Origin of the sequence: Streptomyces sp. NPDC048383 (assembly GCF_040651775.1) — a bacterium.
Classification (GTDB): domain Bacteria; phylum Actinomycetota; class Actinomycetes; order Streptomycetales; family Streptomycetaceae; genus Streptomyces.
In genome coordinates, this window is the sequence record NZ_JBEZKS010000035.1 from 29428 (window position 1) to 52419 (window position 22992).

Annotated in this window: 18 protein-coding genes; 10 read left to right on the forward strand and 8 right to left on the reverse strand. The window is 74.0% G+C overall.

Going from position 1 to position 22992, the window contains the following annotated elements; all coding sequences use genetic code 11:
• Nucleotides 1-27 precede the first annotated feature (27 nt).
• From AB0D46_RS23135 to AB0D46_RS23175, 9 genes are all read left to right on the forward strand, one after another.
• A complete protein-coding gene (locus AB0D46_RS23135) occupies nt 28-2229 on the forward strand; it encodes a TOMM precursor leader peptide-binding protein (protein ID WP_362880019.1) in 2202 nt (733 codons plus the stop codon).
• Nucleotides 2219-4186 carry a TOMM precursor leader peptide-binding protein gene (locus AB0D46_RS23140; protein WP_362880021.1) on the forward strand — a complete coding sequence of 656 codons (1968 nt, stop codon included), beginning with the start codon at nt 2219-2221 and terminating at the stop codon, nt 4184-4186. The genes AB0D46_RS23135 and AB0D46_RS23140 overlap by 11 nt, the downstream gene beginning before the upstream one ends.
• Before the next feature lie 40 nt (nt 4187-4226).
• Nucleotides 4227-5786 carry a SagB family peptide dehydrogenase gene (locus tag AB0D46_RS23145; RefSeq protein WP_362880023.1) on the forward strand — a complete coding sequence of 520 codons (1560 nt, stop codon included), beginning with the start codon at nt 4227-4229 and terminating at the stop codon, nt 5784-5786.
• Between the two features lie 30 nt (nt 5787-5816).
• Nucleotides 5817-8618 (forward strand): lantibiotic dehydratase, encoded by a 2802-nt coding sequence (locus tag AB0D46_RS23150; protein ID WP_362880024.1) that lies wholly within the window; start codon nt 5817-5819, stop codon nt 8616-8618.
• Entirely contained in the window at nt 8606-9688 is a 1083-nt protein-coding gene (locus tag AB0D46_RS23155; RefSeq protein WP_362880026.1) for a lantibiotic dehydratase C-terminal domain-containing protein, read from the forward strand. Before AB0D46_RS23150 ends, AB0D46_RS23155 begins: the two co-directional genes overlap by 13 nt.
• Before the next feature lie 26 nt (nt 9689-9714).
• Nucleotides 9715-10812 carry a M50 family metallopeptidase gene (locus tag AB0D46_RS23160; protein ID WP_362880091.1) on the forward strand — a complete coding sequence of 366 codons (1098 nt, stop codon included), beginning with the start codon at nt 9715-9717 and terminating at the stop codon, nt 10810-10812.
• Nucleotides 10813-10939: 127 nt separating this feature from the next.
• Entirely contained in the window at nt 10940-11902 is a 963-nt protein-coding gene (locus AB0D46_RS23165) for an ABC transporter ATP-binding protein (protein WP_362880028.1), read from the forward strand.
• Nucleotides 11899-12654 carry an ABC transporter permease gene (locus AB0D46_RS23170; RefSeq protein WP_362880030.1) on the forward strand — a complete coding sequence of 252 codons (756 nt, stop codon included), beginning with the start codon at nt 11899-11901 and terminating at the stop codon, nt 12652-12654. Before AB0D46_RS23165 ends, AB0D46_RS23170 begins: the two co-directional genes overlap by 4 nt.
• Nucleotides 12651-14609, forward strand: coding sequence for a TOMM precursor leader peptide-binding protein (locus AB0D46_RS23175; RefSeq protein ID WP_362880031.1), 1959 nt, complete (start codon nt 12651-12653; stop codon nt 14607-14609). The genes AB0D46_RS23170 and AB0D46_RS23175 overlap by 4 nt, the downstream gene beginning before the upstream one ends.
• A 68-nt stretch (nt 14610-14677) precedes the next feature.
• Here the strand turns inward: AB0D46_RS23175 and AB0D46_RS23180 are convergent, their stop codons facing one another.
• Nucleotides 14678-14851 (reverse strand): thiazolylpeptide-type bacteriocin, encoded by a 174-nt coding sequence (locus AB0D46_RS23180; RefSeq protein WP_037917023.1) that lies wholly within the window; start codon nt 14849-14851, stop codon nt 14678-14680.
• 176 nt (nt 14852-15027) lie between these two features.
• Here AB0D46_RS23180 and AB0D46_RS23185 point away from each other — a divergent pair, with 176 nt between their 5' ends.
• Nucleotides 15028-16287 carry an amidohydrolase gene (locus AB0D46_RS23185; RefSeq protein WP_362880033.1) on the forward strand — a complete coding sequence of 420 codons (1260 nt, stop codon included), beginning with the start codon at nt 15028-15030 and terminating at the stop codon, nt 16285-16287.
• Nucleotides 16288-16505: 218 nt separating this feature from the next.
• Here the strand turns inward: AB0D46_RS23185 and AB0D46_RS23190 are convergent, their stop codons facing one another.
• From AB0D46_RS23190 to AB0D46_RS23220, 7 genes are all read right to left on the reverse strand, one after another.
• Complete coding sequence (locus tag AB0D46_RS23190) at nt 16506-16745, reverse strand: DUF6296 family protein (RefSeq protein WP_362880035.1); 240 nt, start codon at nt 16743-16745, stop codon at nt 16506-16508.
• 345 nt (nt 16746-17090) lie between these two features.
• Entirely contained in the window at nt 17091-17981 is an 891-nt protein-coding gene (locus tag AB0D46_RS23195) for an RNA polymerase sigma-70 factor (RefSeq protein ID WP_362880036.1), read from the reverse strand.
• Between the two features lie 52 nt (nt 17982-18033).
• Nucleotides 18034-18642, reverse strand: coding sequence for a HutD family protein (locus tag AB0D46_RS23200; RefSeq protein WP_362880038.1), 609 nt, complete (start codon nt 18640-18642; stop codon nt 18034-18036).
• Between the two features lie 36 nt (nt 18643-18678).
• Complete coding sequence (locus AB0D46_RS23205; RefSeq protein WP_362880040.1) at nt 18679-20112, reverse strand: VWA domain-containing protein; 1434 nt, start codon at nt 20110-20112, stop codon at nt 18679-18681.
• 143 nt (nt 20113-20255) lie between these two features.
• Entirely contained in the window at nt 20256-20459 is a 204-nt protein-coding gene (locus AB0D46_RS23210; protein WP_030228921.1) for a cold-shock protein, read from the reverse strand.
• 243 nt (nt 20460-20702) lie between these two features.
• Nucleotides 20703-21395, reverse strand: coding sequence for an NAD(P)-binding domain-containing protein (locus tag AB0D46_RS23215; RefSeq protein WP_362880042.1), 693 nt, complete (start codon nt 21393-21395; stop codon nt 20703-20705).
• A 216-nt stretch (nt 21396-21611) separates the two neighbouring features.
• Nucleotides 21612-22973, reverse strand: a complete 1362-nt coding sequence (locus AB0D46_RS23220; protein WP_362880043.1) for an FAD-dependent oxidoreductase — start codon at nt 22971-22973, stop codon at nt 21612-21614.
• Between the last annotated feature and the right edge of the window lie 19 nt (nt 22974-22992).

Sequence of the window (22992 nt, forward strand, 5' to 3'; positions counted from 1 at the left end):
CCACCAGACCGCAAACAGAGGTGTTCCATGTCTGAAGCCAGCTACGAAGCCGTCGCCACGTCCCGGCCCCGGATCCGTCGGGACGTGCTCTTCACGCAGACCCCCGAGGGTGTGCTGTTCCACAATTCCGACGGCGGGTTCCGCCTCAACGCCAAAACGGCGTACCGCTTCGCCACACTGATCGTCCCGCACCTGACCGGCGAGCACTCCGTCGCCGAGCTCTGCCAGGGGCTGGGCGAACCCCAGCGCGCGATGGTCGGCGACCTCGTCAAGACCCTGTACGAGCGGGACTTCGCCAGATCGGTCGCGGAACCGGAGCCGGCGGCGCGGGCCGCCGCCGCGGAGCCGGACGTCGCGCGCCGGTTCGCGCCGCAGATCGCCTACGCCGACCACTACGCCGATGACGCCGAGGCCCGCTTCCTGCGCTTCCGCGGCACCCGCGTGGCCGTCCTCGGCGAGGACGCGGTCGCCCGCTGGTGCGCCCTGAGCCTGGTCCGCAACGGCTGCGCCGAGATCGGCCTGATGCCCGCCCTGGAGCCGGCCGAGATCCTCGCCGAGGCCGAGGAGGCCCGCGCCGACGGCGCCCCGGTGAACGTCCGTACCCTGCCCGACGTACGGGGCCCGCTCGACTGGGACCGGTTGGAGGGCTACGACTTCGTCGTGGTGACCGGCGGGACGACCGCTCCACGACGGCTCCTCCCGCTGCTGCGCGCCGGCATACCCGAGGGCCGCACCCTGCTCCCGGCCTGGTCGTACGGCGACGACTGCGTCGTCGGCCCGCTGATGACGCCGGGCACCACCGGCTGCTGGGCCTGCGCGGCGCTGCGCCTCGGCGCGGCACGCGGCGGTACGGGCGCGGCCGACCTGTGGAGCTCGCTGGCGCTCCCGGACGCGGCGCCGCCGGCCGGTCCGGTGCCGGGGCGGCCGCTGGCCGCGATGCTCGGCAACCTGCTCGGGTACGAGGTCTTCCGCGCGACGTCGGGCGCGCTGCCAGCCGAGACCGCCGGACGGCTCCTCGTCCAGGACACGGCTTCGCTGGACGTGACGGCCGAGCCCCTGTTCCCACACCCCCGCTGCCCCTTCTGCGCGGAGGCGGAACCGGCCGCTCCGATCGACCTGGCCGCAGCCGGCGCCACGGACACGCCGGCGCTGCCGACCCTGGAGACGGCCCGCGACGCGGACGCCCTCGTCGCGGAACTGAACCGGCGTTCCGCCCTGGTGCGGCCGCTCGCCGGGGTGTTCACCCGGTACGCGGACGAGGAGCTGACGCAGATCCCGCTCAAGCTCGCAGTGGTGGAGCTGGGCATCGGGCACGCCGGGCCGCGCTCCGTGGCCGCCTTCGACATCCACCACGTGGCCGGGGCCCGGATGCGCGCCCTGGACGCGGCGGCCCTGGTCTACGCCGAGCACGTGGTGCCCGCGCGGGACCTAGTCACCGACGGTGCGGACGGGCCCGCCGTGGCCCCCTCGGCGCTCACCACGTCCACCGGGATCCCCGGCTCGGCCGGGGCGCTCCAGCGGGTGTTCTCGCTGCTGACGAAGGAGTCCGTACTGGTTCCGGCGGGCGCGGTGCGGCCGTTCGGACCGCACAACGCGGAGCGGCTCTTCGAGCGGACCCGGGCCGGGGCGGGCGCGGGGCCGACCCCCGCCGACGCCGCGGCGGCGGGCCTGTTGTCGGCGCTGGGTCACGCCGCGCTGCTGAGGGCGGTACGGGGCGCCGCGGCGGCCCTGGTGCCACTGCCGGACCCGGCGGGCGAGGACGCGGAACTCGGCTTCCTCGTACGGTCGGCGGACCGGCTGGGGATGGAACCGGAGCTGCTGGACCTCGGCGAGGGGGCGCGCAGCGGGGTCGAGGTGCTGCTGGCCCGGTCGGGTGCGCGCTGGGCGCTCGGTGAGGGCCTGGACCGGCGCTCGGCGGCCGTCGCCGCCCTGCGGGAGCTGCTGGGTGTGGCGCAGTACGAGGCGGATGACGCCCGCGGCGGCCTTCCCGTCGACACCGGGGACCCGCTGGTGAGCGACCTCGACGCGCGGGCCCTGGCGGTATCGGGGTCGGCCGGCGCCCTGGCGGCGGAGCCTGCGCGCTCCTGGGACGGGGTGCTGGAGCGGCTCGCCGCCGCCGGGCTCGACGCGTACGTCGCGGTGACGGGCTCGCCGGAGACGGCGGGCGCCGGCGTCCACACGGTGCGGGTGCTGCTCGCGGCGGTGCGGGAGCCGGGCGATGACGCGTAACGGCGGCCGCCCGCCGGTGCGGGTCGGGGCCGCGGTCGCCGACGGGCTCGGGGCGGGCGCCGCGCAACGGTTCACGGCCCTGCTGGAGCGGTCCCTGTCGGCCTTGGAGGGCCCGCCGGTCGTCCTGTCGGTGCTGGGCCTGCGCAACGCCTTCGCCGCCCCGGCGCCGGCGGCCGGAGCGGGCGACGGAGCGGGCGACGGCGGCGTGCCGGTGAGCCTGTACGGCCACCAGGCCGTGGTCGGGCCACTGCCGGCAGCGGGCGGCCCCGGGTGCGCGCGGTGTCTGGAGCGCCGTTGGCAGGCGGTGCGGTCCGTCGCGCTGCGCGACGCCCTGGAGTTGGGCGGCGGGACCCGGCCGGCGGGCGAGTGGCCGTACGCGCACGCCTTCGCCGCCGACGCGCTGGCCGCGCTGGTCGCGCTGGTGGTGGCCGACCGGAACGCCGCCGGCGGCCCCGGTCCGGATCGCGGGGTGTTCCCCGAGGTGCGGTTGCTGGACCTGCGCGACGGCGCCGTCCGGCGCTACCCGCTGGTGCCCGACCCCGAGTGCCCGGGGTGCGGCGCGCCCACGGTGGACGTGCCCACCGCCTTCGCGCCGGAGCCCGCGCCCAAGTACCGGCCGGGGGCGTTCCGTACCCGGCCGGTGGAGGCGTACGACATCGAGGTCGCCGCGTTCGCGAACCCGCTGTGCGGGGCCCTGGGGCCCTCGCTGGTGCAGGACGTCTCCTCGACGTCCACCTCCGCGACCATCGGTTGCTTCTCGATGCGCTCGGGCGAGTACCTGCGCGAGACGTTCTGGGGCGGTCACACGGACACCTTCGACCGCAGCGCGCGCGTCGGGGTGCTGGAGGGGCTGGAGCGGTACGCGGGCATGCGCGCGCGGTCCCGTACGACCAGCGTGAGCGGATCCTTGCGGGAGTTCGGGGCCTCGGCGGTCGACCCGCGCCGGGTGGGGCTGTACAGCGACGCGTTCCACCGGGACAACCCGAGGGTGCGTCCCTTCGACCCGGACCGGACGATCCCGTGGGTGTGGGGGTGGTCGCTGCGCGACCGGGAGCCGCGCCTGGTGCCGGAGGTGCTGACGTACTACCACGCGCCGGGCCTGGAGAACCGCTTCGTCCAGGAGAGCTCCAACGGGTGCGCCTCGGGCGGGAGCACGGCCGAGGCCTGCTACTTCGGGCTGATGGAGGTCGTCGAACGCGACGCCTTCCTGCTCGCCTGGTACGGGCGCCAGCCGCTGCCGGAGATCGACCCGGCGACCAGTACCCGGGCGTCGACCCGGGCCATGGTCGACCGGCTCGCGCTGTACGGGTACCGGGCGCGGTTCTTCGACACCCGGATCAGCTTCCCGATACCGGTGGTGACCGCGGTGGCGGAACGGTTCGACGGCGGCCCGGGCCGGATGTGCTTCGGGGCGGGCGCCGGGCTGGACCCGGAGTCGGCGCTGGACTCGGCGCTGTGCGAGATCGCGACGGACGCCGTGAACCTGGCCGGGCGCACCGAGCGGGACGAGGCCCGGCTGCGGGCCATGGCCGCCGACTTCGATCTGGTGACGGCGTTGCACGACCACCCGCTGGTGTACGGGGTGCCGGAAATGGGCGCGCACGCGGACTTCCTGCTGCGCGGCGGGACGGGTGCCCCGCTGCGGCCCGTGTCGGCGCTGGCCGCTCCGGGGGGTGTGGCGCCCGACGTCCGGGAGGACCTGGAGCGGTGCGTGGAGGCCGTCGCCGCCAAGGGGTTCGACGTGGTCGTGGTCGACCAGACGCTGCCGGAGCAGCGGGCGTTGGGGCTGCACACGGTGAGCGTGCTGGTACCGGGTCTGCTGCCGATCGACTTCGGTTGGTCGCGGCAGCGGGCGCTCGGCATGCCGAGGCTGCGGACCGCGCTGCGCGAGGCGGGACTGCGCGAGCGGGACCTGGAGCCCGCCGACCTGAACCCCGCCCCGCACCCCTTCCCCTGACCCGGCAGCCGTCGTGTCCGACATGAACCGAGGAGGACTTGTGGGCTACGCCCATGACTACGCCAGCGCCATCATGCACCGGGGCCGGATTCCCATGGAGCCCGTCGACTTCGTGCCCGACTGGGCCGACCGCCCCCGCAAGGCCAAGTTCTATCCGGAGGCGGAGACCCTGCCGCTTCCGGAGCCGGCGCGGGCGGCGGGTCCCGTACCGGCCGGGGGGTTCAGCCTGCCGCTGCTGTCCGGGATGCTGCAGGACTCGTACGGATTGAGCGGGCGCCGGCTCGGCGTGCAGGCCAACACCGACCTGGCGGCGCTCCCCCACTACACACAGGCGAACTGGTCGCGGGGCACCTCCTCCGGGGGCGGGCTCTACCCGGTCGGGGTGTACTGGGCCGCCGGGCCGGGCGGGCCGCTCACGCCCGGGGTGTACCACTACGCGCCGCACCAGCACGGGCTGCGCCGGCTGCTGACGGGCGATGTGACCGGGGACGTGCGCGAGGCGCTCGGCGGGGGCGCGCACGGCGCTTCGCAGTACCTGGTGCTGAGCGTCAAGTACTGGCAGAACGCGTTCAAGTACAACAGCTTCTCCTTCCACGCCGTCAGCATGGACGTCGGCACGGTGCTGCAGACCTGGCGGCTGTGGGCGCGGGAGCAGGGGCTGCGGATCGCGCCCGCGCTCTGGTTCGACGAGGAGCGGCTGGCCGGGCTGCTGGGCGTGGATCCCGAGGAGGAGGGGGTCTTCGCGGTGGTCCCGCTGGAGTGGGAGGGCGGGGCGCCTGCCGTCGGGGCCGTCGCGGGCGCGGTACCGGCCGAGCGGCCGCGGGTGCGCCACCGGGACGCGGAGCGCTCCCGTGAGGTGCTCACCTTCGAGACGCTCCGCCGGGTCCACGCGGCCACCCTCGGGCGGGCCGCGGACCGTCCGGCTCCGGGCGCCCTGGACGCGGCGGCCGCCCACCCGCCCCGGGGCGCGGACCCGGTGGCGCTGCCCGCGCCGGCCGCGGCCGGGTTGTCGGTGGCGGACGCGCTGCGGGCCCGCCGCAGCAGCTTCGGCCGGTTCGACGCGACCCGGCCGCTCGCGGCGGACCGGTTGGCGGCCACCCTCGCCGACTGCGCCGCGACCGCGGTGGGCAGCGAGGTCGAGGGGCCCGACGGGCCGCGGCTCACCTCGCTGTACGTGTTCGTCAACCACGTCGAGGGGATCGCGCCGGGCAGCTACGCCTACGACCCGCGGGAGCACACCCTGCGGCTGGTGGTGCCGGGAGCGCCCGGCCCCTTCCTGCAGAGCAACTACTTCCTGTCCAACTACAACCTGGAACAGGCGGGAGCCGTGCTCGTACCGACCGTACGGACGACCGCGGTCCTGGACGCCGTGGGCGACCGCGGCTACCGGCTCGTCGGGGCCGTCGTCGGAGCCGTGGCCCAGACCTTCTACACCACCGCCTCCGCCCAGGGACTCGGCGCCGGCGTGGCGCTCGGCTTCGACAACATCGCCTACCGCGAGCGGTTGGGGCTGATGGAGACCGACGAGGCCCCGCTGCTGATCATGCTGCTCGGTCACGAGCGGCCGCAGCCCGCCGACTTCCGCCACGAGATCGCCTGAGCGGGCGACGAGAGAAGCAGGAAGACCAGGATGAACACCACCACGCAATGGCACGCCGGCGACCGTTACATGCTGCGCGTGGCCGGCCTGCCGCTGTCCGCCGCCGACGCGCTGCGCTGCCCGGACACCGTCCGCTGGGCGGCCGACGTCCTCGCGGCGGAGGAGGTGCTGCGCGCGGACGCGCAGTGCCTGAGCGAGGCGCTGCACCGGGCGGTCGGGGCGACCGACCCGGAGCCCGGCGGGGCGGGCGCCGCCCTGCGCCGGGACCTGCTGAAGTTGCGCCGGCAGATCCACAACGGCCGGCTGCCCGCCGATCCGGACGCCGCGCTGCGGACCCTGGCGGCCCTGGGCGAATCCGACGCGGACACCGTCGGCGAGCGGCTGGCCGGCTGGCTGAACCGGTCGCGAGAACTGGAGAAGCTGCTGGCCGAAGGCGAGCCGCTGCTGGCGTCCGACCTGGGCCGGGGCCGCGAGGCGCTGCGCGAACTGCTCGGCGACGAGCGGTTGCGGCACGGCCTGCTGCTCGCCTCGCCCGTCCTGGAGGGGCAGCTGGACGCCTACGCGGCGGCCACCGCCGAGGGGCGGGTGCCGGGCGGCCGGGCGCGCAAGGCGGAACGGTCGGTGCTCTCGTACCTCTACCGCACCGCCTGCAAGACCAGCCCCTTCAGCACCTTCACCGGGGTGGCGACGGGCCGCTTCGCGGACGGGGAGGGGACGGCGCAGGACCGGACGGACGGAATCCGGGTCGAGGACCGGTGGGAGAGCCACGTACGGCTCAACGTGGTCGTGCTGGCGCGGCTCGCCGAGCTGATCCTCGCCGACCCGGTGCGGCGTCGGGACCTGCCGCTGCGGCCGGCCTCGGGCTGGGGACGTGAGGACGACCGGATCCGGTACGTGCGCCGGCAGGTCACGGCCGGGGACGACGCGGCCGCGGTGACCTTCGACGCCGTCAAGGACCGGCTGTTCTTCCTGCGGCGCAGCGGCACCCTGGACCGGCTGCTGGCCCTGTTCGCCGAGCGGGCGGAGCAGCCCGGTGGCGGCGACCTGCGCCACCGGGAGCTCACCGACTGGCTGGCGCGCGAGCACGACGCACAGCCGGCCGACTGCGAGGCGTACGTGGACGCCCTGCTGCAACTCGGCATGGTCCGGGTGCCCTGCCTGGACACCGAGGTGCACGGCGGCGATCCGCTGCGTGCCTTCCAACGGTCGCTGACGGGCCTGGAACGGCCCTGGGCCGATGACCTCGCGGAACTGCTGGAGGCGCCCGCCCGGGTGCTGGAGCGCTACCCGCGGGCCGACCGGGACGAGCGCGCGGAGCTCCTGCCGGCGCTGCGCGCGGGTCTGCGCCGCGCGCAGGAGGAGCTGGGCGCGGCCGCGGACACCCCGCTGCCGCAGACCCTTGTCTACGAGGACGTCAGCGCGGGCCGTGACCTGAGCGCGCCGCGACCCGCCTGGGCGCGGGCCGGGGACGGCGGCGCGCTGCGGTCGGTGGAGCGGATCCTGCCCGCGTTCGACCTGACGCTCGCGCAGCGGATCACCTTCGAGGGGTTCTTCACCGCCCGCTACGGGCAGGGCGGCCGCTGCGAGGACCTGCTGGGGTTGGTCCACGACTTCCACGAGGACTTCTTCGACCAGTACCTGTCGTTCTCGGCCCGGCGCACCCCCTTCGACGCGCAGGGCGAGTACGTGCCGGAGGAGAACTGGCTGGGCCTGCCGGGCATCCGCGCCCTGGACGCGGCCCGGCGGACGTTCGTCGGCCGGATGCGGGAGCACTGGGCGGCGTTCCAGGAGCACGACGGGGAGGAACTCCGTCTGACGGAGGTCGACATGGCGGCCGTCGCCGGTGAACTGGAGTCCGTGGTACCGGGGTTCGCGCCGCGCTGTCACCACCTCCAGTTCGCCGACGACCCGGACACGGGCGAGCGCCTGACCGTACTGAACCGCTCCTACGGCGGTCTGTCCTTCCCCTTCAGCCGCTTCACCCACGTGTACGAGGAGCAGGACGGCCGGCCCGCGCTGGACGGGCAGTTGCGGGACACCGCCGCCGCTGTCACCCCGCCCGGGGCTGTGCTCGCGGAGGTCACCGGCGGTCCCGTCACCACCAACCTGAACCTGCACGGGCGCCTCACCGACTACGAGATCGTCTGCCCGGGCGAGAGCGGCACCCTGCCGGAGGACCGGCTGCTGCGGCTCGACGACCTGTACGCGGAGCACGTGCCGGCCACCGGCCGGGTCGTGCTGCGCTCGCGGCGGCTCGGGGTGGAGGTGATCCCGGTCTACCTGGGGTACCTGGTGCCGCTGGCCCTGCCCGCCGTACCGCGCACCCTGCTGCTCCTGTCGCCGTCGTCGATGTCCCCGCTCGACGTGTGGGCGGGCGTGCCCGAGGCCGTGTCGCACGGCGGGGTGAGCGGGCGGCCCCGGGTCGTGCACGGCGATCTGGTGCTGAGCCGGCGCAGTTGGAGCACGACGGCCGGCGAGTTGCCGGCGCGCGGCGCGCAGGAGGCGTCGCACTTCCTGGAGTGGCAGCGGTGGCGGCGCGCGCACGGGCTGCCGGAGCGCGTCTTCGCGACGGTGTCGGCCGGTCCGTCCGCGCTCGGCGCCAAACCGCAGTACGTGGACTTCGCGAGCCTGCTCTCGCTGGCCGCCTTCGAGCCGCTCCTGCGGGAGCCCGGTCACCGGGTCGTGTTCCGCGAGATGCTCCCGGATCCCGGGGGCCTGCACACCCGTTCGGCGCGCGGAGCGCACGTCGCCGAGCTCGCCGTGGAGACCTTCACGACGACCACCAACGCAATCACCCCGAGCCCGGAGGACGGTCCCCGATGTCAGAGATGACCCCGACGCGCGGCGCGTGGCAGGCCATGCACGTCTTCTACGCCGCCAACCCGCAGCCGCTGCTGGTCAACTGCGTGCGTCCGCTGATCGCCTCGCTCACCGAGGACGGGCTGCTGGCCGGGCACTTCTTCATCAACTACTGGCTGGAGGGCCCGCACGTGCGGCTGCGGCTGCGGCCGGTGAGTCCGGAGGCGGAGCCGGAGGTCCGGCGCCGCGCGCAGGAGGCGGTGTCGGCGTTCCTCAAGGCCCGGCCGGCCCTCTACGAGGTGGACTCGGGCTTCCTCAACGAGTTCTACAACACCCTGTTCGACATCGAGTTCCCCGAAGGCGACCGCGCCGCCTTCATGGGCGCCGACGGCCGGATGAACCTGCGCCCCAACAACTCGTTCAGCTACGAGCCGTACGAGCCGGAGTACGGCAAGTACGGCGGCCCGGCCGGTGTCGAGCTGGCCGAGTGGCACTTCGCGCACTCCAGCGACCTGGTCATGGAGGCGCTGAGCGGGATGAACCTGCACGTGCGCACGGTCCTGCTGGGGACCTCGGCCCAGCTGATGATGGTGATGGCCGGGGTGTTCCTGCCCGACCGGGAGGAGCTCGGCGGCTACCTCGACCGCTACTACCAGTTCTGGCACCAGGCCTTCCCCGGCACGGGGTTCATCGGGTCGGCGGAGTACGACCGCACCTACGCGCAGACCGGCCCCGGGCTCGGGCGGCGGTTCGCCGCCGTCCTGGAGGCGGTCGGCTCCGGCGAGACCGGCCGGCTGCCCGGGTTCCTGGCCGGTTGGGCCGAGCACTGCCGGGAGTTGCGCCGGCGGGCCGAGGCCCTCGCCGTCTCGGGCGAGCTGGTGTTCCGGTCCTGGGACGGCAGCCGGGACGAGAAGGTGACCGACCCGGCGGTGGCGCTGCCGCTGCTGCTGTCCCCGTACATGCACATGACCAACAACCGGCTGCACGTGACCATCCGCGACGAGGCCTACCTGGCGCACCTGCTGGGCCGGGTCCTGCGCGAGGGCGGGGCCGTCGCGGCGGGCTCCGCCGGGGGTGCGGCGGCCGGGGCGGTCGGGTCGTGACCGCCCCGTCGCCGGCGCCCTCCGGGATGTTGGAGCACCGGCCGGCGCTGCGGGCCGGGATCCTGCTGTCGCCGCCGTTGCTGAACGGCGCCGCCCTCGTGCACCTGGTCAAGGACCCCGAGTCCGGGGCCTCGTTCGAGATCGGGCCGAAGGAGTACTTCCTGGTCTCCCGCCTGGACGGCTCCCGCAGCCTGGCGGAGATCGGCGACGCGTACGGGGAGGCCTTCGGGCGACGGCTCGGCGAGGGCAACTGGAAGCAGCTGCTCGGACTGCTCGGGAGCCGCCGGCTGCTCGCCGGTGGTCCGGCCCCGGAGCCGGCGGCCGGGCCGGGCCCGCAGCGCACCGGGAACCTGCTGAAGGGGACCCTGCGGCTGGTCGCGGACGCCGACGCGACGACGGCCCGGCTGCACGCGTTCCTGCGGCCGGTGCTGCGGCCGGTCGTGCTGGGCTTCCTGCTGCTGGTGTGCCTGGCCATGGTGGGGGTCCTCGCGGCCTCGGGCGGCGGTCTCCTCGGCGACCTGTGGTGGCTGCTGAGCCGGCCGGTGCCGCTCGTGGCGGTGGCCACGCTGCTGTGGTTCAGCACCGCCCTGCACGAATTCGCACACGGGGTCGCCGCCCGCCACGTCGGGGGCACGGTCGGGGAGATCGGGCTGCGCTGGCGGCTGCCCGTCGCGATCATGTACTGCACCGTGGACAACTACCGGTACCTGCGGCGCCGTCGGGACCAGTTGGCCGTGGCCGGCGCGGGCGCCTTCGCCAACCTGTTGTTCCTGCTGCCTTTCTTCGCCTGGTGGACGGCCCTCCCCCAGGGCGACCCCACCGGCCGGGTGCTGGGCGCGCTGCTGCTGCTCGGCAGTGCGCAGGCCCTGGTCAACCTGGTTCCGCTGCCGCCGCTCGACGGGTACACGATCCTCGGGCACGCGCTGCGCGTGACCCGGCTGGCCCCCGCCAGTTCGGCCTACCTGCGGCTACGGCTGCGCGACCGGGCGGCGGCGGCCGCGTACCCGGCGCGGGCCCGCCGGCTCTACCTCGGCTACGGGGTCGGCTCCGTCGTACTCGTCCTGCTCCTGATCGGGGCACCGGTGACCGCCGTGCTCCTGGCCATCGGCCGCTCGGGCCCCTGATCCCGCGACCTGGCACCGTCCCTCGTCCCCCTGCCCCCGTCCCCGTCCCGATGCCCGTCCCCGTCCCGTCCACCATCACGACCTCCCGCCCGACACCCGTCCCGACACCGAGGGAACCGCACCGCCCATGACCACTCACCACACCCCACCGCCCGAATCCACCGCCGTCTCCGTCCACGAGGTCCGCAAGCGCTACGGCGACCGGCAGGCCGTGGACGGGATCTCCCTCGACGTGCGCCGCGGCGAGTTCTTCGGCCTGCTCGGTCCCAACGGTGCGGGCAAGACCACCCTCATCGAGATCATCGAGGGCCTGAGGCAGGCCGATTCCGGCACGGTCCAGGTGCTCGGCAACAGCCCCTGGCCCCGCAACACGGCCCTGTTGCCGCGCATCGGCGTCCAGACGCAGGCCTCGGCGTTCTTCGTCCGGCAGTCGGCGCGCGAGCACCTGGCCACCGTCGCCGGGCTCTACCGCAAGGACGCGGCCGCCGCCGACCGCACCCTGGAGTCGGTCGGGCTGACCGAGCAGCGCGACGTCATGGTGGAGAACCTCTCGGGCGGCCAGCGCCAGCGGCTCGCCATCGCCTCGGCGCTGGTGCACGACCCCGAGCTGATCTTCCTCGACGAACCGACGGCCGCACTCGACCCGCAGGCCCGCCGCGACCTGTGGGAGGTGCTGCGCGCCCTCAAGGGCGAGGGCCGCACCATCGTCTACACCACCCACCACCTCGACGAGGCCGAGGCCCTGTGCGACCGGGTGGCCATCCTGGTCGCCGGCCGCATCGCCGCCCTCGACTCCCCGCACCAGTTGGTCAGCGCCGCCGGGGCGCCGGCCCGGCTCCTCGTTCCGGCGGGCCGGATCGCGCCGGACGCGGCCGCCGCGCTGCCCGGCGTGGACCGGGTCAGTGAGCAGGGCGGCTCGATGGTGCTGGAGACCTCGGCACCCGGCCGGGTCCTGCAGGCCGTCGACGCCCTGACCGGCCTCGACGGGGTGATGACCCGGACGGCGACCCTGGAGGACGTCTACCTGGAACTCACCGGCCACACCGCGGGCCGGACCACCGCACACACCACCACGGAGCACCGGGCATGAGCGCATACACGGCACTGACCGCCGCCGGCTACCGGGCCCAGGTCCGGGACAAGGCGACCCTCTTCTTCACCTTCGCCTTCCCCCTCATCTTCCTCGTCGTCTTCGGCCTGATCTTCAGCGGCCAGGACGTGGAGGAGAGCGGGCGGCCCTACATCTCGTACATCGCGCCCGGCGTGATGTCGTGGGGCGTCGCCAACGCCGCCGTCTTCGGGATCGCCTTCACCCTGATGCAGTGGCGGCGCGATGACCTGCTGCGCCTGATCCGGCTGACGCCCACACCGCTGACCACCGTCCTGGCCTCCCGCTACGTACTGGCCCTGGTGGTCGGCGTCGTGCAGGCGATGGTGTTCGTGGCCGTCGCGATGCTGCCCGGCTTCGGGCTGGAGCTGGACGGGCGGTGGCCGCTGGTGCTGCCCGCGCTGGTCCTGGGCATCACGGCCTTCATGGCCATCGGGGTGATCGTCGGGACGTACGCCAACACTCCCGAAGCCGTCGCCGCGATCGCCAACTGCATGATGGTGCCCATGGCGTTCCTGTCGGGGTCCTTCCTGCCCCTCGACATGATGCCGTCCTGGCTGCAAGGTGTCTCACGGGTGTTGCCGTTGCGCTATCTCAACGACGCGGCCACCGGGGCCCTCACCGGATCGGGGTCGATGTCCGCCATCGGGATCGGCTGCGCCGCGCTGTGCGGCTTCGCCCTGCTGTTCGGCGGCATCGGGCTCAAGACGTTCCGCTGGAGCAACTCGTCATGACGGCGACCGGCTTGGGCCCCGCCCGGATCGAAGCCCCCGACGGTTCCCCCATGGAGACGGCCCGGCGCCACCTGGAAGGGGCCCTGGCCGGCGCCGACCCGGCGGCGCGGGTGGTCACCCTCGGCGTGCACGACGCCCTCGGTCCGCGCGCCGCCGACCCCTTCTCGGTGGTGCGGCCGGGCGCGACCGTCCACCTCACCGCCCGGGCCGTGCTGATCGGTCCGTGGGGCGGCGACGGCTCCGCCCCCGCCTGCGGGCAGTGCCTCGCCATGCGCTGGCAGCGGCTGCGCAGCCGCAGCGAGCGGGACGCGCTGGAGACGGGCAGCGGGCCGGTCACCGCCGTCGCGGCGGACTGGCCCCGGCTGTCCCCGTACGCGCTGGACGCGACGGCCGCCCTGCACGCCGCCGTGCACGGCCCCGGCGCCCGCGCCGTCGCGCCCGGTCCGTCGGACGCCGACCGGGCCCTGCCCCAGGTGTCCCGCCTGGACCTGGAGACCCTCCAGGTGCGGACGTACCCCCTCGCCGCCGACCCGCTCTGCCCCGACTGCGGACCGGGCGGCGCCGACGGGCCCGTACCCTTCACGCCGACCTCGCGCCCCAAGCCCGAGCCGGGCGCGCAGCGGCTGCGGAAGGCGTCCTCGTACCCGATGCCGCGGGCGGCGCTGGCCAATCCGGTGACGGGGGTGCTCGGCGGGGGGACCTGGCTCAACGTGACCTCGCCGACGACCGCGCCGGTCGCCGGGAGCGTCTTCATGCGCGGCTACGCCGGGCTGACGGACGTCACCTGGAGCGGTCAGGCGAACAGCTTCGCGGCCAGCCGCGACCTGGCCTTCCTCGAAGGGTTGGAGCGCTACGCGGGCACCCACCGGCGCACCGGCGCCTCGGTGCTCACCGCCTCGTACGCGGAGCTGGGCGAGCGGGCGTTGGATCCGGCCGAGTGCGGTTTCTACCCGGAGGAGACCTACCGGGACGACCCGCTGGTGTCGCCCTTCGACCCGGAGCGACCGATCCCCTGGGTGTACGGGCACTCCCTGCGCGACGACCGGCCGGTGCTGGTGCCGGCCCGGCTGGCCTACTACAGCGCCGGGCTCGCGTCAGACAACTTCGTCTTCGAGTGCTCCAACGGCTGCGCGATCGGCAGCTGTCTCGAAGAGGCCCTGCTCGGGGCCCTGTTGGAGCTGATCGAGCGGGACGCCTTCCTGCTCGCCTGGTACGGCGGGCAGCGCCTGACGGAGATCGACCTGGCCTCCGTACCGGGTCCGGCGGTGCGGACGATGGTGGACCGGGCGGCGCTTCAGGGGTACGACGTCCACGCCTTCGACAACCGCATCGACCTGGCGGTTCCCGTGGTCACGGGCCTCGCGGTGCGGCGCGACGGCGGCCCGGGCCTGTACTCCTTCGGTGCGGGCGCGGCGCTGGATCCGGCGACGGCGGTGGAGGCGGCCCTCTCCGAGGTGTTGACCTACATTCCGCACCTGCCCGGTCAGGTGGCCGAGCGGCAGGGTGAACTGGAGGCGATGAGGCGGGACTTCGGTCTTGTGAAGCACCTCAAGGACCACGCCCAGCTGTACGGGCTGCCCGCCATGGCCGAGCACGTGCGGACGTACCGCGAGCCGACCGCGATCGCGTCGATGGCGGACCTCTACCGGGAGTGGGAGTCCGGCGTTCGACCCGCGAGCGGGGACCTTCGGGACGATCTCCTGCTGTGCGTCGCGGAGTTGACGGGCGCCGGGCACGATGTGATCGTCGTCGACCAGACGACGCCCGAGCAGCGCGCGATGGGGCTGCGGACGGTCTGCGCGGTCGTGCCGGGGCTGCTGCCGATCGACTTCGGCTGGTCGCGCCAGCGGGCCCCGCACATGCCGCGGCTGCGGACGGCCGCCCGGCGGGCGGGCCTGCGGGACAGCGATCTGACGCGGGAGGAGATCCGCCTGGTTCCGCACCCGTTCCCCTGACCGGGAGGTACGCCGGATGCCCCGGACCCCGCGGGTGCGGGGTCCGGGGCATCGCTGTGGCGCTGGGGTCAGGCGCTGCAGGAGGTGGTGCTGGTGGTGGAGGAACACGTCGAGGTCGAGCTGCAGCTCGTGGAACCGGCGAGCACGACCTCGCTGGCGTCCGAGTAGTCCGAGATCTCGAAGGTCTCCGACTCCAGCTCCAGGATCTCGTCGGCGAGCGAGGCCAGAGGCGACTTCTGCATGGGGACTCCTTGGGTAGGCGGTCACCGGGTGGGCGACCGCTGCCTTGGTTCTTCGGCGTGTCTCCAGGAAAGCCCGTCCGGCCGTCAAGTCGCCCCTCCCCTCCCTGTCACACCGCTGACATGAAGTGTCAGCGCCCTGACGTCCGCCGCCGGAGCGGGTGTCCGAGGATGACGGTATGACCGTCACCACCGCGTACGCCGGACTGCCCGCGCTCCTCAGGCCGCTGACGGCCTTCTACCTGGACCTGCACCGGCACCCCGAGCTGTCCGGCGAGGAAGCCCGCACCGCCGACCGGTTCGCCGACCGGCTGGAGTCCGACGGGTACGAGACCGTACGCGGGATCGGCGGCCACGGCGTGGCCGGGGTGCTGCGTCGGGGCGCGGGCCCGACGGTGATGCTGCGCGCGGAGCTGGACGCGCTGCCCGTGCGGGAGACCACCGGGCTGGCGTACGCGAGCGAGGGCCCCGTGGCGCACGCCTGCGGGCACGACCTGCACCTGGCCGCGGCCGCCGGGACGGCCGCACTGCTGGCCGGGCCGGACGCCCCGCACTGGGAGGGCACGCTGATCGTGGTGGGCCAGCCCGCCGAGGAGACCTTGGAGGGCGCGCGGGCCATGCTCGCGGACGGGCTGTACGAACGCGCCGGCCGGCCGAACACCGTCCTGGCGCAGCACGCGGCCCCGCTGCCGGCGGGGATGGTCGCGCACGGATACGGGCCCATGACGGCCGGCAGCGTCACCTTCCGGGTCGTCGTCCACGGGCGCGGCGGGCACGCGGGGGCGCCGCACCTGACGGTGGACCCGGTGGTGACGGCCGCGCACCTGGTGACGCGGCTCCAGACGGTGGTGGCGCGCGAGGCGGCCCCCTCCGAGCAGGTGGCCGTCACCGTGGGATCGTTCCGGGCGGGCGAGCGCGCGAACATCGTGCCGGACCGGGCCGAACTGGGCATCACCGTACGGGCCGCCGGGGAGGCGGCGCTCGCGCGGGCGGCCGCCGCGGTCGAGCGGATCGTCCGCGCGGAGTGCGCCGCCTCGGACTGCCCCCGGGAGCCGGAGATCGTCCGCGAGCGCGTCTCGCCCGTCACCCATCCCGATCCGGCGACGACGGCGGCGGTCCGGGACGCGCACGCCGCGCTGTTCGGTGCGCACCGGGTGGCGATGTGGCCGCCGTCGCTCGCGACGGAGGACTTCGGGTTGTTCGGTGACGCCGGGCTGGACGTGCACGGGGCGCGGGGCGTACGGCTCGCCTACTGGATGCTCGGCGCGATCGGTCCGGCGGCCTGGGCGGCGGCGCCGGGCGAGGGGGCGGCGGGCAAGATGGCGGCGTTGCCCGCCAACCACGCCCCGGACTTCGCCCCGGACGTCCGTACGGCGCTCCCGGCGGGGATCACCGCGCTGACGGAGGCCGCCCTGACCTGTCTGACCCGACGGGACTGAGCCGGCCGGGGGCCGGTGACCCGCTCCGTCCTGCCGGACGCGGCCCGGGGCGACCACCGGCCGACCCCCGGTCGTGACGACCGGCCGTGCCCCGGATCAGTACACGATCGGGGAGTCGGCGACGCAGCCGCCGGCCGTCACGGGGCCCCGCCCTCATCGGCTCATCACGAAGGACCCGGCGCGGGCAACCCGTACCGAATCGCCATGCCGCGGTGAAGTCAAACGGGGTCTTCCGGCAGGAGCCGCGCCTCCACCCGCCGCATCGGCGCCTGCTGGCCTCCCGAGGCGAGCATGCGCACCTCGCCCCGATCGCTGATCTCGGCGCGCACGATGCCGCTCGCGTCCGCGTAGACCGGATGGCCGCCGGGACCCTTCAGTTCGGTGCGGTCCACGACCACCACGTCCTGCTCCGTCCCCCCGTCCTCGGGGAACACCAGCTCGTACCGTTGCGCGCTCATCCACTGTCTCCCGTCGCCGTCCGCCCTCCCATGGTGGCTGTCGTCCTCCGGCCCCGCACGGCGTGATGGGCCGGTCGGATCGGGTCCGGTACGCCCCCGCGCCCGGCAGGGGGGAGGCGGCGTACGCACCTCAGAAGACGGCGGAGCCGCCGCCGGACCTGGTGGCCGCGTTCGACGCCGCGCCCCGGGCGCGGGAGGCGTACGAGGCGTTGGACCGGACGCCACCGGCTGATCCTGCCGCTGCTCCAGGCCCTCACGCCCCGGGCCGGGCGCGCCCGCCCCGAACGCATCCCGCACTGCCTGACGGGCGGCGCGGCGTCCCCCTGACCCCGCGCCGGCCCACGGTCACCCCCGGTCGGGGCCCGGCGGTCGGAGGCCGCGGAGCTTGTCCGGGTTCATCTGCAGGCGCAGGTTGCGGATCCTGCCGTCCTCCAAGTCGAAGGTGACCGCGCCCATCGGGGTGTCGCCGGCGAGGGCGAGCAGGCCCAGTTCGCCGTTGACCAGGGCCGGGACCGTGCTGATGGGTGCCGGGGTGGGCTTCGCCAGGACGCCAAGCAGCCAGCGGGCCACCCGGTCGGGGCCGTGCAGCGGACGGAGCGCGGCGCGGACCTTGCCACCACCGTCGGACCAGGCGGTGATGTCGGGGGCGAGCATCTCCATGACCGCGTTCAGGTCGCCGCCGGCGCAGGCGTTCAGGAAGCGTTCCGTGATCCGCTCGCGCTGCGCAGTGTCGGTGTCGTAGCGGGGGCGGCGGGCCTGGACGTGCTTGCGGGCGCGGTGGGAGATCTGCCGGACCGTCGGCTCCGGGCGCTCCAGCACCTCGGCGAGCTCCGCGTGCGAGTAGCCGAACACCTCGCGCAGGACGAACACCGCGCGCTCCACCGGCGCGAGGGTCTCCAGGACGACGAGCATCGCCGTGGACACGCTCTCCGCGAGTTCCTGTCCCCGCGCGGCGTCGGGCTCCGTCAGCAGCGGTTCGGGGAGCCAGGGGCCGACGTACTCCTCCCGCACGGCCCGCGCGGAGGTCAGCCGGTTCAGGGACAGGTTCGTCACGGTGCGCACCAGGTACGCCCGGGGGTGGCGAACGTCCGAGCGGTCGGCCTTGTGCCAGGTCAGCCACGCGTCCTGGACGATGTCCTCGGCGTCGGCGACGCTGCCCAACATGCGGTAGGCGGTGGCGAACAGCAGCCTGCGGTGCTCGGCGAAGACGTCCTGGTCCGCTGGGGTTTCGGTCACCGGCCGATTGTGCCCGCAAGGCCCCCCACCGGCAAGAACGTTCCCGGCCGGGTTACCTACCGAGGCCCCCTCGGGCCCGCAACCGCACCAGGACCGCGCTGCCCGTGGTGCGTACGAGCGCGGCGAGGGGTGCGTCGGCCAGGAGGGCGTCGTACGGGGTGAGTCGGGCGGGCGGGCCGCCCCGCGCGTCCGTGGGCTCCACGGTCAGCGGGCCGTCCAGCGCGACGACGAGGACGGTCTCGTCCGGTGCGACCGTGAGCCCGAACTCGCCGCGCACGACGGCGGTTCGGGCTTCGGTGCGGTCCCGCCGGTACATCACGTTGAAGTTCACGACGGGGCCGTCGAGGAGCCGGCAGTCGGTGGGCCGGTCGCCGGGGAAGTGCCGCGGAGCCCAGCGCTCTTCGACGAGGTGGCGCTCGCCCGCGACGGTGAGGTCCATGCCCGCCCCCTCGGCGAGCGTGAGGGTCCGGTCGACGCCGGGGAAGACGGAGAAGGGCCCGTCGGCGTCGACCTCGGCGAGGCTGACGCGCCAGGCGAAGTCATCCGTACCGGCGTGTTCGGGCCACGCGGCGATCTCGCGGGTGACTCCCCCGCCGTTCTTCCACGGCGCGGCCGCGCGGTCGGCGGCGCGCAGGATCCGGGCGCCTGCGGGGGTGCTCACGAGGAGGTTCCTTCTTTCGGACGGGGTGCGTTCGGCTCAGCGCAGGATGCCGGCCTGTCGGGCGGCGCGGAGCCACGAGGGGAACTCGGACAGCAGCCGGTCGTACAGCTCGGGGTCGGAGACCTTGTCGATGTCGTCGACCGCGAAGAAGCCGACGTTGTCGACGCGGCGGCCCGCCATGGTGTCGAAGCGTTCCAACACCCCGAATCCGGCGCGGCCGAGGCCGACGAACTGCCAGAACACGGGTTCCTCGACGGCGGCGCGCAGTTCCCGTTCGATCTCGTCGTTGCGGTAGACCCCGCCGTCGGAGAAGAACAGCACCAGGGTCGGGACGGACTGCGACTGGGTGCGCACGTAGTCCCGGACCTCGGCGATGACCTTCTGCTCCTCGTTCTGGAAGCCGACGGCGCGCATGTCGACCTGGCCCGGCTGGAGTCCCTTCGGGGGCTTCTTGCGCCCGAAGAGGCTCATCTGACCGACGCGTACGTGCAGGCGCAGCCATTCGGGCAGGTCGCCGATCGCGAGGTCGGGCAACCGGGCCGGGTTCGTCGCGAAGGTCCACGCCTGCATCTCGCCGTCGTCGTCGAGCTGGGCGGCGACGGCCGCCATGCGTTCGACGACGTTCGCCACCGTGCCCCTGGAGTAGAGGGCACTCATCGAGCCGGAGGCGTCAAGGACGAGGATCACCCGCGCGGTCACCCCGGTGGCCCCGGCCTTGCTCAGGCTGACGGCGACCTGCTGCTTGCGCAGCGAGAGGCGCTTGCGCATGTCGACGGGGAGCCATTCCTCGCCCTTGACGAGCCGTACGGCGGCTTCGGTGGGCGGCCCGCCGGCCGGGGTGGGCGGTCCGGCGGGCGGGTACGGCGTGGTCGGCGCGTACGGGGAGCGGGCCGGGGCGGGAGTCGGCGCGGGCCGGTGGGCCGGGGCGGGCGCGGGGGTGACCGCGGCGGGCGGTTCGTCGTCCACGGTGATCCCGAAGTCGGTGGCCAGGCCCGCGAGGCCGCTCGCCCAACCCTGCCCGACCGCCCGGAACTTCCAGGCTCCGGCCCGGCGGTAGAGCTCGCCGGTGACGAAGGCGGTCTCGGGCCCTGCGCTCATGTCGAAGCGGGCCAGTTCGGCTCCGGAGGACGCGTCGAGCAGCCGCAGGTGCAACCCGGGGACCTGCCCGAACACGCCGCCGTCGGCGGAGGCGCACAGGGCGATCCGCTCGACGTCGGCCTCCAGGGCCGCCAGGTCGACTTCCAGCGCGTCCGCACCGGGCTGCTTGCCGAGGTGGCGGACGGAACCCGAGGCGTGTCGCGGCTGGTTGTAGAACACGAAGTCACCGTCGGAACGGACCCGCCCGCCGCTGGTCAGCAGGAGCGCCGACGCGTCGACGTCCGGTACGCCTGGTCCGGCGGACCAGCCGAGGACGGCGCGGACGGAGGGGGCCGCGACGGGCAGGTTGGCGCCTTTGCTCAGTGTCGTCACGAGGCACAGTCTGCCCGCAGGGGTGCCGGTCCAGGTAGCGCTCGGGGCAACAGAAGGACCGTCGGGTGGTGCGGGGCAGCGAAGAGCCGGGGCCCGCACCGATGGTGCGGGCCCCGGCCCTCGTGTGTCGCGCGTCCCGAAGGTCAGGCGGGAACGATGTTCTCGGCCTGCGGGCCCTTCTGGCCCTGCGTGACGTCGAAGTTGACCTTCTGGCCTTCCTGCAGCTCACGGAAGCCCTGGGTGGCGATGTTCGAGTAGTGGGCGAACACGTCGGCGCCGCCGCCGTCCTGCTCGATGAAGCCGAAACCCTTTTCCGCGTTGAACCACTTCACGGTGCCGGATGCCATTTGATTCTCCTTCGGGGCTGTACCCGGGGCCGCACTGTGCGGACACCGGGAGTCGACGTGATGTTTGACCCGTCCGAAAAGCATCCGGAAATACAAAGTGCGCCCCCGGGGAATCCGGAAGGAGCACTTGAAATATTTGGGAACCACACCCGCAACTGGACTTCACCGTAGCACAGGGATCCCTGGTCACAGCGGAGAGTTACCACCTCCGGGCGTACTCCGTCCGGCTGCACATCGTCCGGCTCAGGCGCGGAATTCGTCCGTGCGGACCGGGGATGCCTCGGCCAGCGCCGCGGTGACGGCGTCGGTGCCGGCGCGCAGTCCGTAGACGGGGGTGTTGGGCTGTTGGCGCCAGGAGTCGTCGATCCCGCCGGCGTCGACGCTGTCGAAGCCGAGTTCGTCGATCAGGTGCCGGACGGTCTTCTTGGCGCTGTCGTCGTCCCCGGCGACGGGGAGGGCGACGCGCTCGGGGTCCCCGGCGGGCCGGGGTCGCGTCAGGATGTCCTCGGCATAGGTCCCGTTGAAGGCTTTGATCACGGGGTGGCCGAGGTGCCCCTCGGTCCAGCGGCTCTCGGTCAGGCCCTCGTCCTCGATGGCGGCGATGCGGCCGTCGCGCTGCTGCGGGTAGTAGTTGCCGGTGTCGATGACGACGAAGCCGTCGGCGGCTCCGGCGAAGAGGTTCGGGGGCAGGTCGGGGACGTTCTTGAGGGGGACGGTGACCACCACGACCTCGGCGTCGCGGGCCGCCTCGGCGACCGTGACCGGGGTGGCGCCGGTCTCCTCGGCCAGGGCGGTCAGGGTCTCGGGACCCCGGGAGTTCGCGACGGCGACCTGGTGTCCGAGGGTGGTGAGCCGGCGCGTGAGATTTCCGCCGATGTTGCCGGCGCCGATGATGCCGATCTTCATGAGCTCTCCAGTGCGTACGGGATCGTGCATGACGTCCGTTCGAACCGTTCGGGCGGCCCGCGCATTCCGCCCCTTCGCCCCCGATTTTCCCCGATCCCCGATCGGCCGCATTTCGGCCGGCGTGCTTACGGAACCGACGGGAGGGGCGTTCCACCCTATCGCGGACTTCCACGGCCGCGGACGACCGTGGGGCCCGCCATCGGCGGGCCCCACGGTGACCCCACGGGCCCTGGGGCCCGGCGGAGGTTACGCGCCGCTCGCGTCGAGCATGCCCTCGCGCTCCACGATCTTCACGCGCTCGCGGCCCTCGGCCGCGCCGAGCGCCTTCTCGGCGGCGTCCAGCTTGTACCAACCCTCCCAGGTGGTGAAACGGACCTGACGCTCCGACAGGAAGGTCTCGACGGCGGCCGGCTCGGGCGTGGACGGGGCGAGCAGGCGGCCTTCCGCGTGGTCGGCCAGCAGGTTCGCGACGGTCTCGTTCGCGTCGCCCTTGGTGTGGCCGATGAGGCCGATCGGGCCGCGCCGGATCCAGCCGGTGACGTACGTGGAGGCCAGGTGCGAGCCGTTCTCGATGACCCGCCCGCCCTCGTCCGGGACCGTACCCGTCTCGACGTCCCAGGGCAGCTTGGGGAGTTCGTCGGAGAGGTAGCCGACCGCGCGGTACACGGACTGGACGTCCCAGGTGGTGAACGCGCCGGTGCCCTTGACGTTGCCCGTGCCGTCGAGCTCGGTGCGCTCGGTGCGCAGGCCGACGACCTTGCCGTCCTCGCCGACGATCTCGGTCGGGGACTCGAAGAAGTGCAGGAAGAGCTTGTGCGGGCGGTCGCCGATGTCGCGGATCGCCCAGTTCTCCAAGGTCTTGGCGACCATGTCCGCCTGCTTGTTGCCGCGGCGGGTGGCGATCGAACCCTCGTCGTAGTCGATGTCCTCGGGGTTGACGATGACCTCGATGTTGGGCGAGTGGTCGAGCTCGCGCAGTTCCATCGGGCTGAACTTGGCCTGCGCCGGGCCGCGGCGACCGAAGACGTGGACCTCGACGGCCTTGTTGGCCTTGAGGCCGTCGTGGACGTTGGCCGGGATCTCGGTGGGCAGCAGCTCGTCGGCGGTCTTGGCGAGGATGCGGGCCACGTCGAGGGCGACGTTGCCGACGCCGAGGACGGCGACCTTCTCGGCGTCCAGCGGCCAGGTGCGCGGGACGTCGGGGTGGCCGTCGTACCAGGAGACGAAGTCCGCCGCGCCGTAGGAGCCGTCCAGCTCGACGCCCGGGATGCTCAGGGCGCGGTCGGCGGTGGCGCCGGTGGAGAAGATCACCGCGTCGTAGAACGAGTGCAGTTCGTCGAGCGAGATGTCGTTCGGGTAGTCGACGTTGCCGAAGAGGCGGACCTGGGGCTTGTCGAGCACCTGGTGCAGGGCGGTGATGATGCCCTTGATGCGGGGGTGGTCGGGTGCCACTCCGTAGCGGATGAGGCCGAAGGGCGCGGGCATCCGCTCGAAGATGTCGATGGACACGCCGGGAGCGACAGCCGCCTCGGACTTCAGCAGCGCGTCGGCGGCGTAGATGCCGGCGGGGCCGGCACCGACGATTGCTACCCGCAGGGAGCGAGGCATGACTGGGTTCCCTTCGACC

What these genes read in the sequence shown, in the direction of transcription:
- AB0D46_RS23155 (WP_362880026.1), top strand. Translation starts at nt 8,606, where the DNA reads ATGTCAGAGATGACCCCGACGCGCGGCGCGTGGCAGGCCATGCACGTC.
- AB0D46_RS23140 (WP_362880021.1), top strand. Translation starts at nt 2,219, where the DNA reads ATGACGCGTAACGGCGGCCGCCCGCCGGTGCGGGTCGGGGCCGCGGTC.
- AB0D46_RS23165 (WP_362880028.1), top strand. Translation starts at nt 10,940, where the DNA reads ATGACCACTCACCACACCCCACCGCCCGAATCCACCGCCGTCTCCGTC.
- AB0D46_RS23160 (WP_362880091.1), top strand. Translation starts at nt 9,715, where the DNA reads ATGTTGGAGCACCGGCCGGCGCTGCGGGCCGGGATCCTGCTGTCGCCG.
- AB0D46_RS23175 (WP_362880031.1), top strand. Translation starts at nt 12,651, where the DNA reads ATGACGGCGACCGGCTTGGGCCCCGCCCGGATCGAAGCCCCCGACGGT.
- AB0D46_RS23180 (WP_037917023.1), bottom strand. Translation starts at nt 14,851, where the DNA reads ATGCAGAAGTCGCCTCTGGCCTCGCTCGCCGACGAGATCCTGGAGCTG.
- AB0D46_RS23185 (WP_362880033.1), top strand. Translation starts at nt 15,028, where the DNA reads ATGACCGTCACCACCGCGTACGCCGGACTGCCCGCGCTCCTCAGGCCG.
- AB0D46_RS23135 (WP_362880019.1), top strand. Translation starts at nt 28, where the DNA reads ATGTCTGAAGCCAGCTACGAAGCCGTCGCCACGTCCCGGCCCCGGATC.
- AB0D46_RS23220 (WP_362880043.1), bottom strand. Translation starts at nt 22,973, where the DNA reads ATGCCTCGCTCCCTGCGGGTAGCAATCGTCGGTGCCGGCCCCGCCGGC.
- AB0D46_RS23150 (WP_362880024.1), top strand. Translation starts at nt 5,817, where the DNA reads ATGAACACCACCACGCAATGGCACGCCGGCGACCGTTACATGCTGCGC.
- AB0D46_RS23190 (WP_362880035.1), bottom strand. Translation starts at nt 16,745, where the DNA reads ATGAGCGCGCAACGGTACGAGCTGGTGTTCCCCGAGGACGGGGGGACG.
- AB0D46_RS23215 (WP_362880042.1), bottom strand. Translation starts at nt 21,395, where the DNA reads ATGCACGATCCCGTACGCACTGGAGAGCTCATGAAGATCGGCATCATC.
- AB0D46_RS23210 (WP_030228921.1), bottom strand. Translation starts at nt 20,459, where the DNA reads ATGGCATCCGGCACCGTGAAGTGGTTCAACGCGGAAAAGGGTTTCGGC.
- AB0D46_RS23170 (WP_362880030.1), top strand. Translation starts at nt 11,899, where the DNA reads ATGAGCGCATACACGGCACTGACCGCCGCCGGCTACCGGGCCCAGGTC.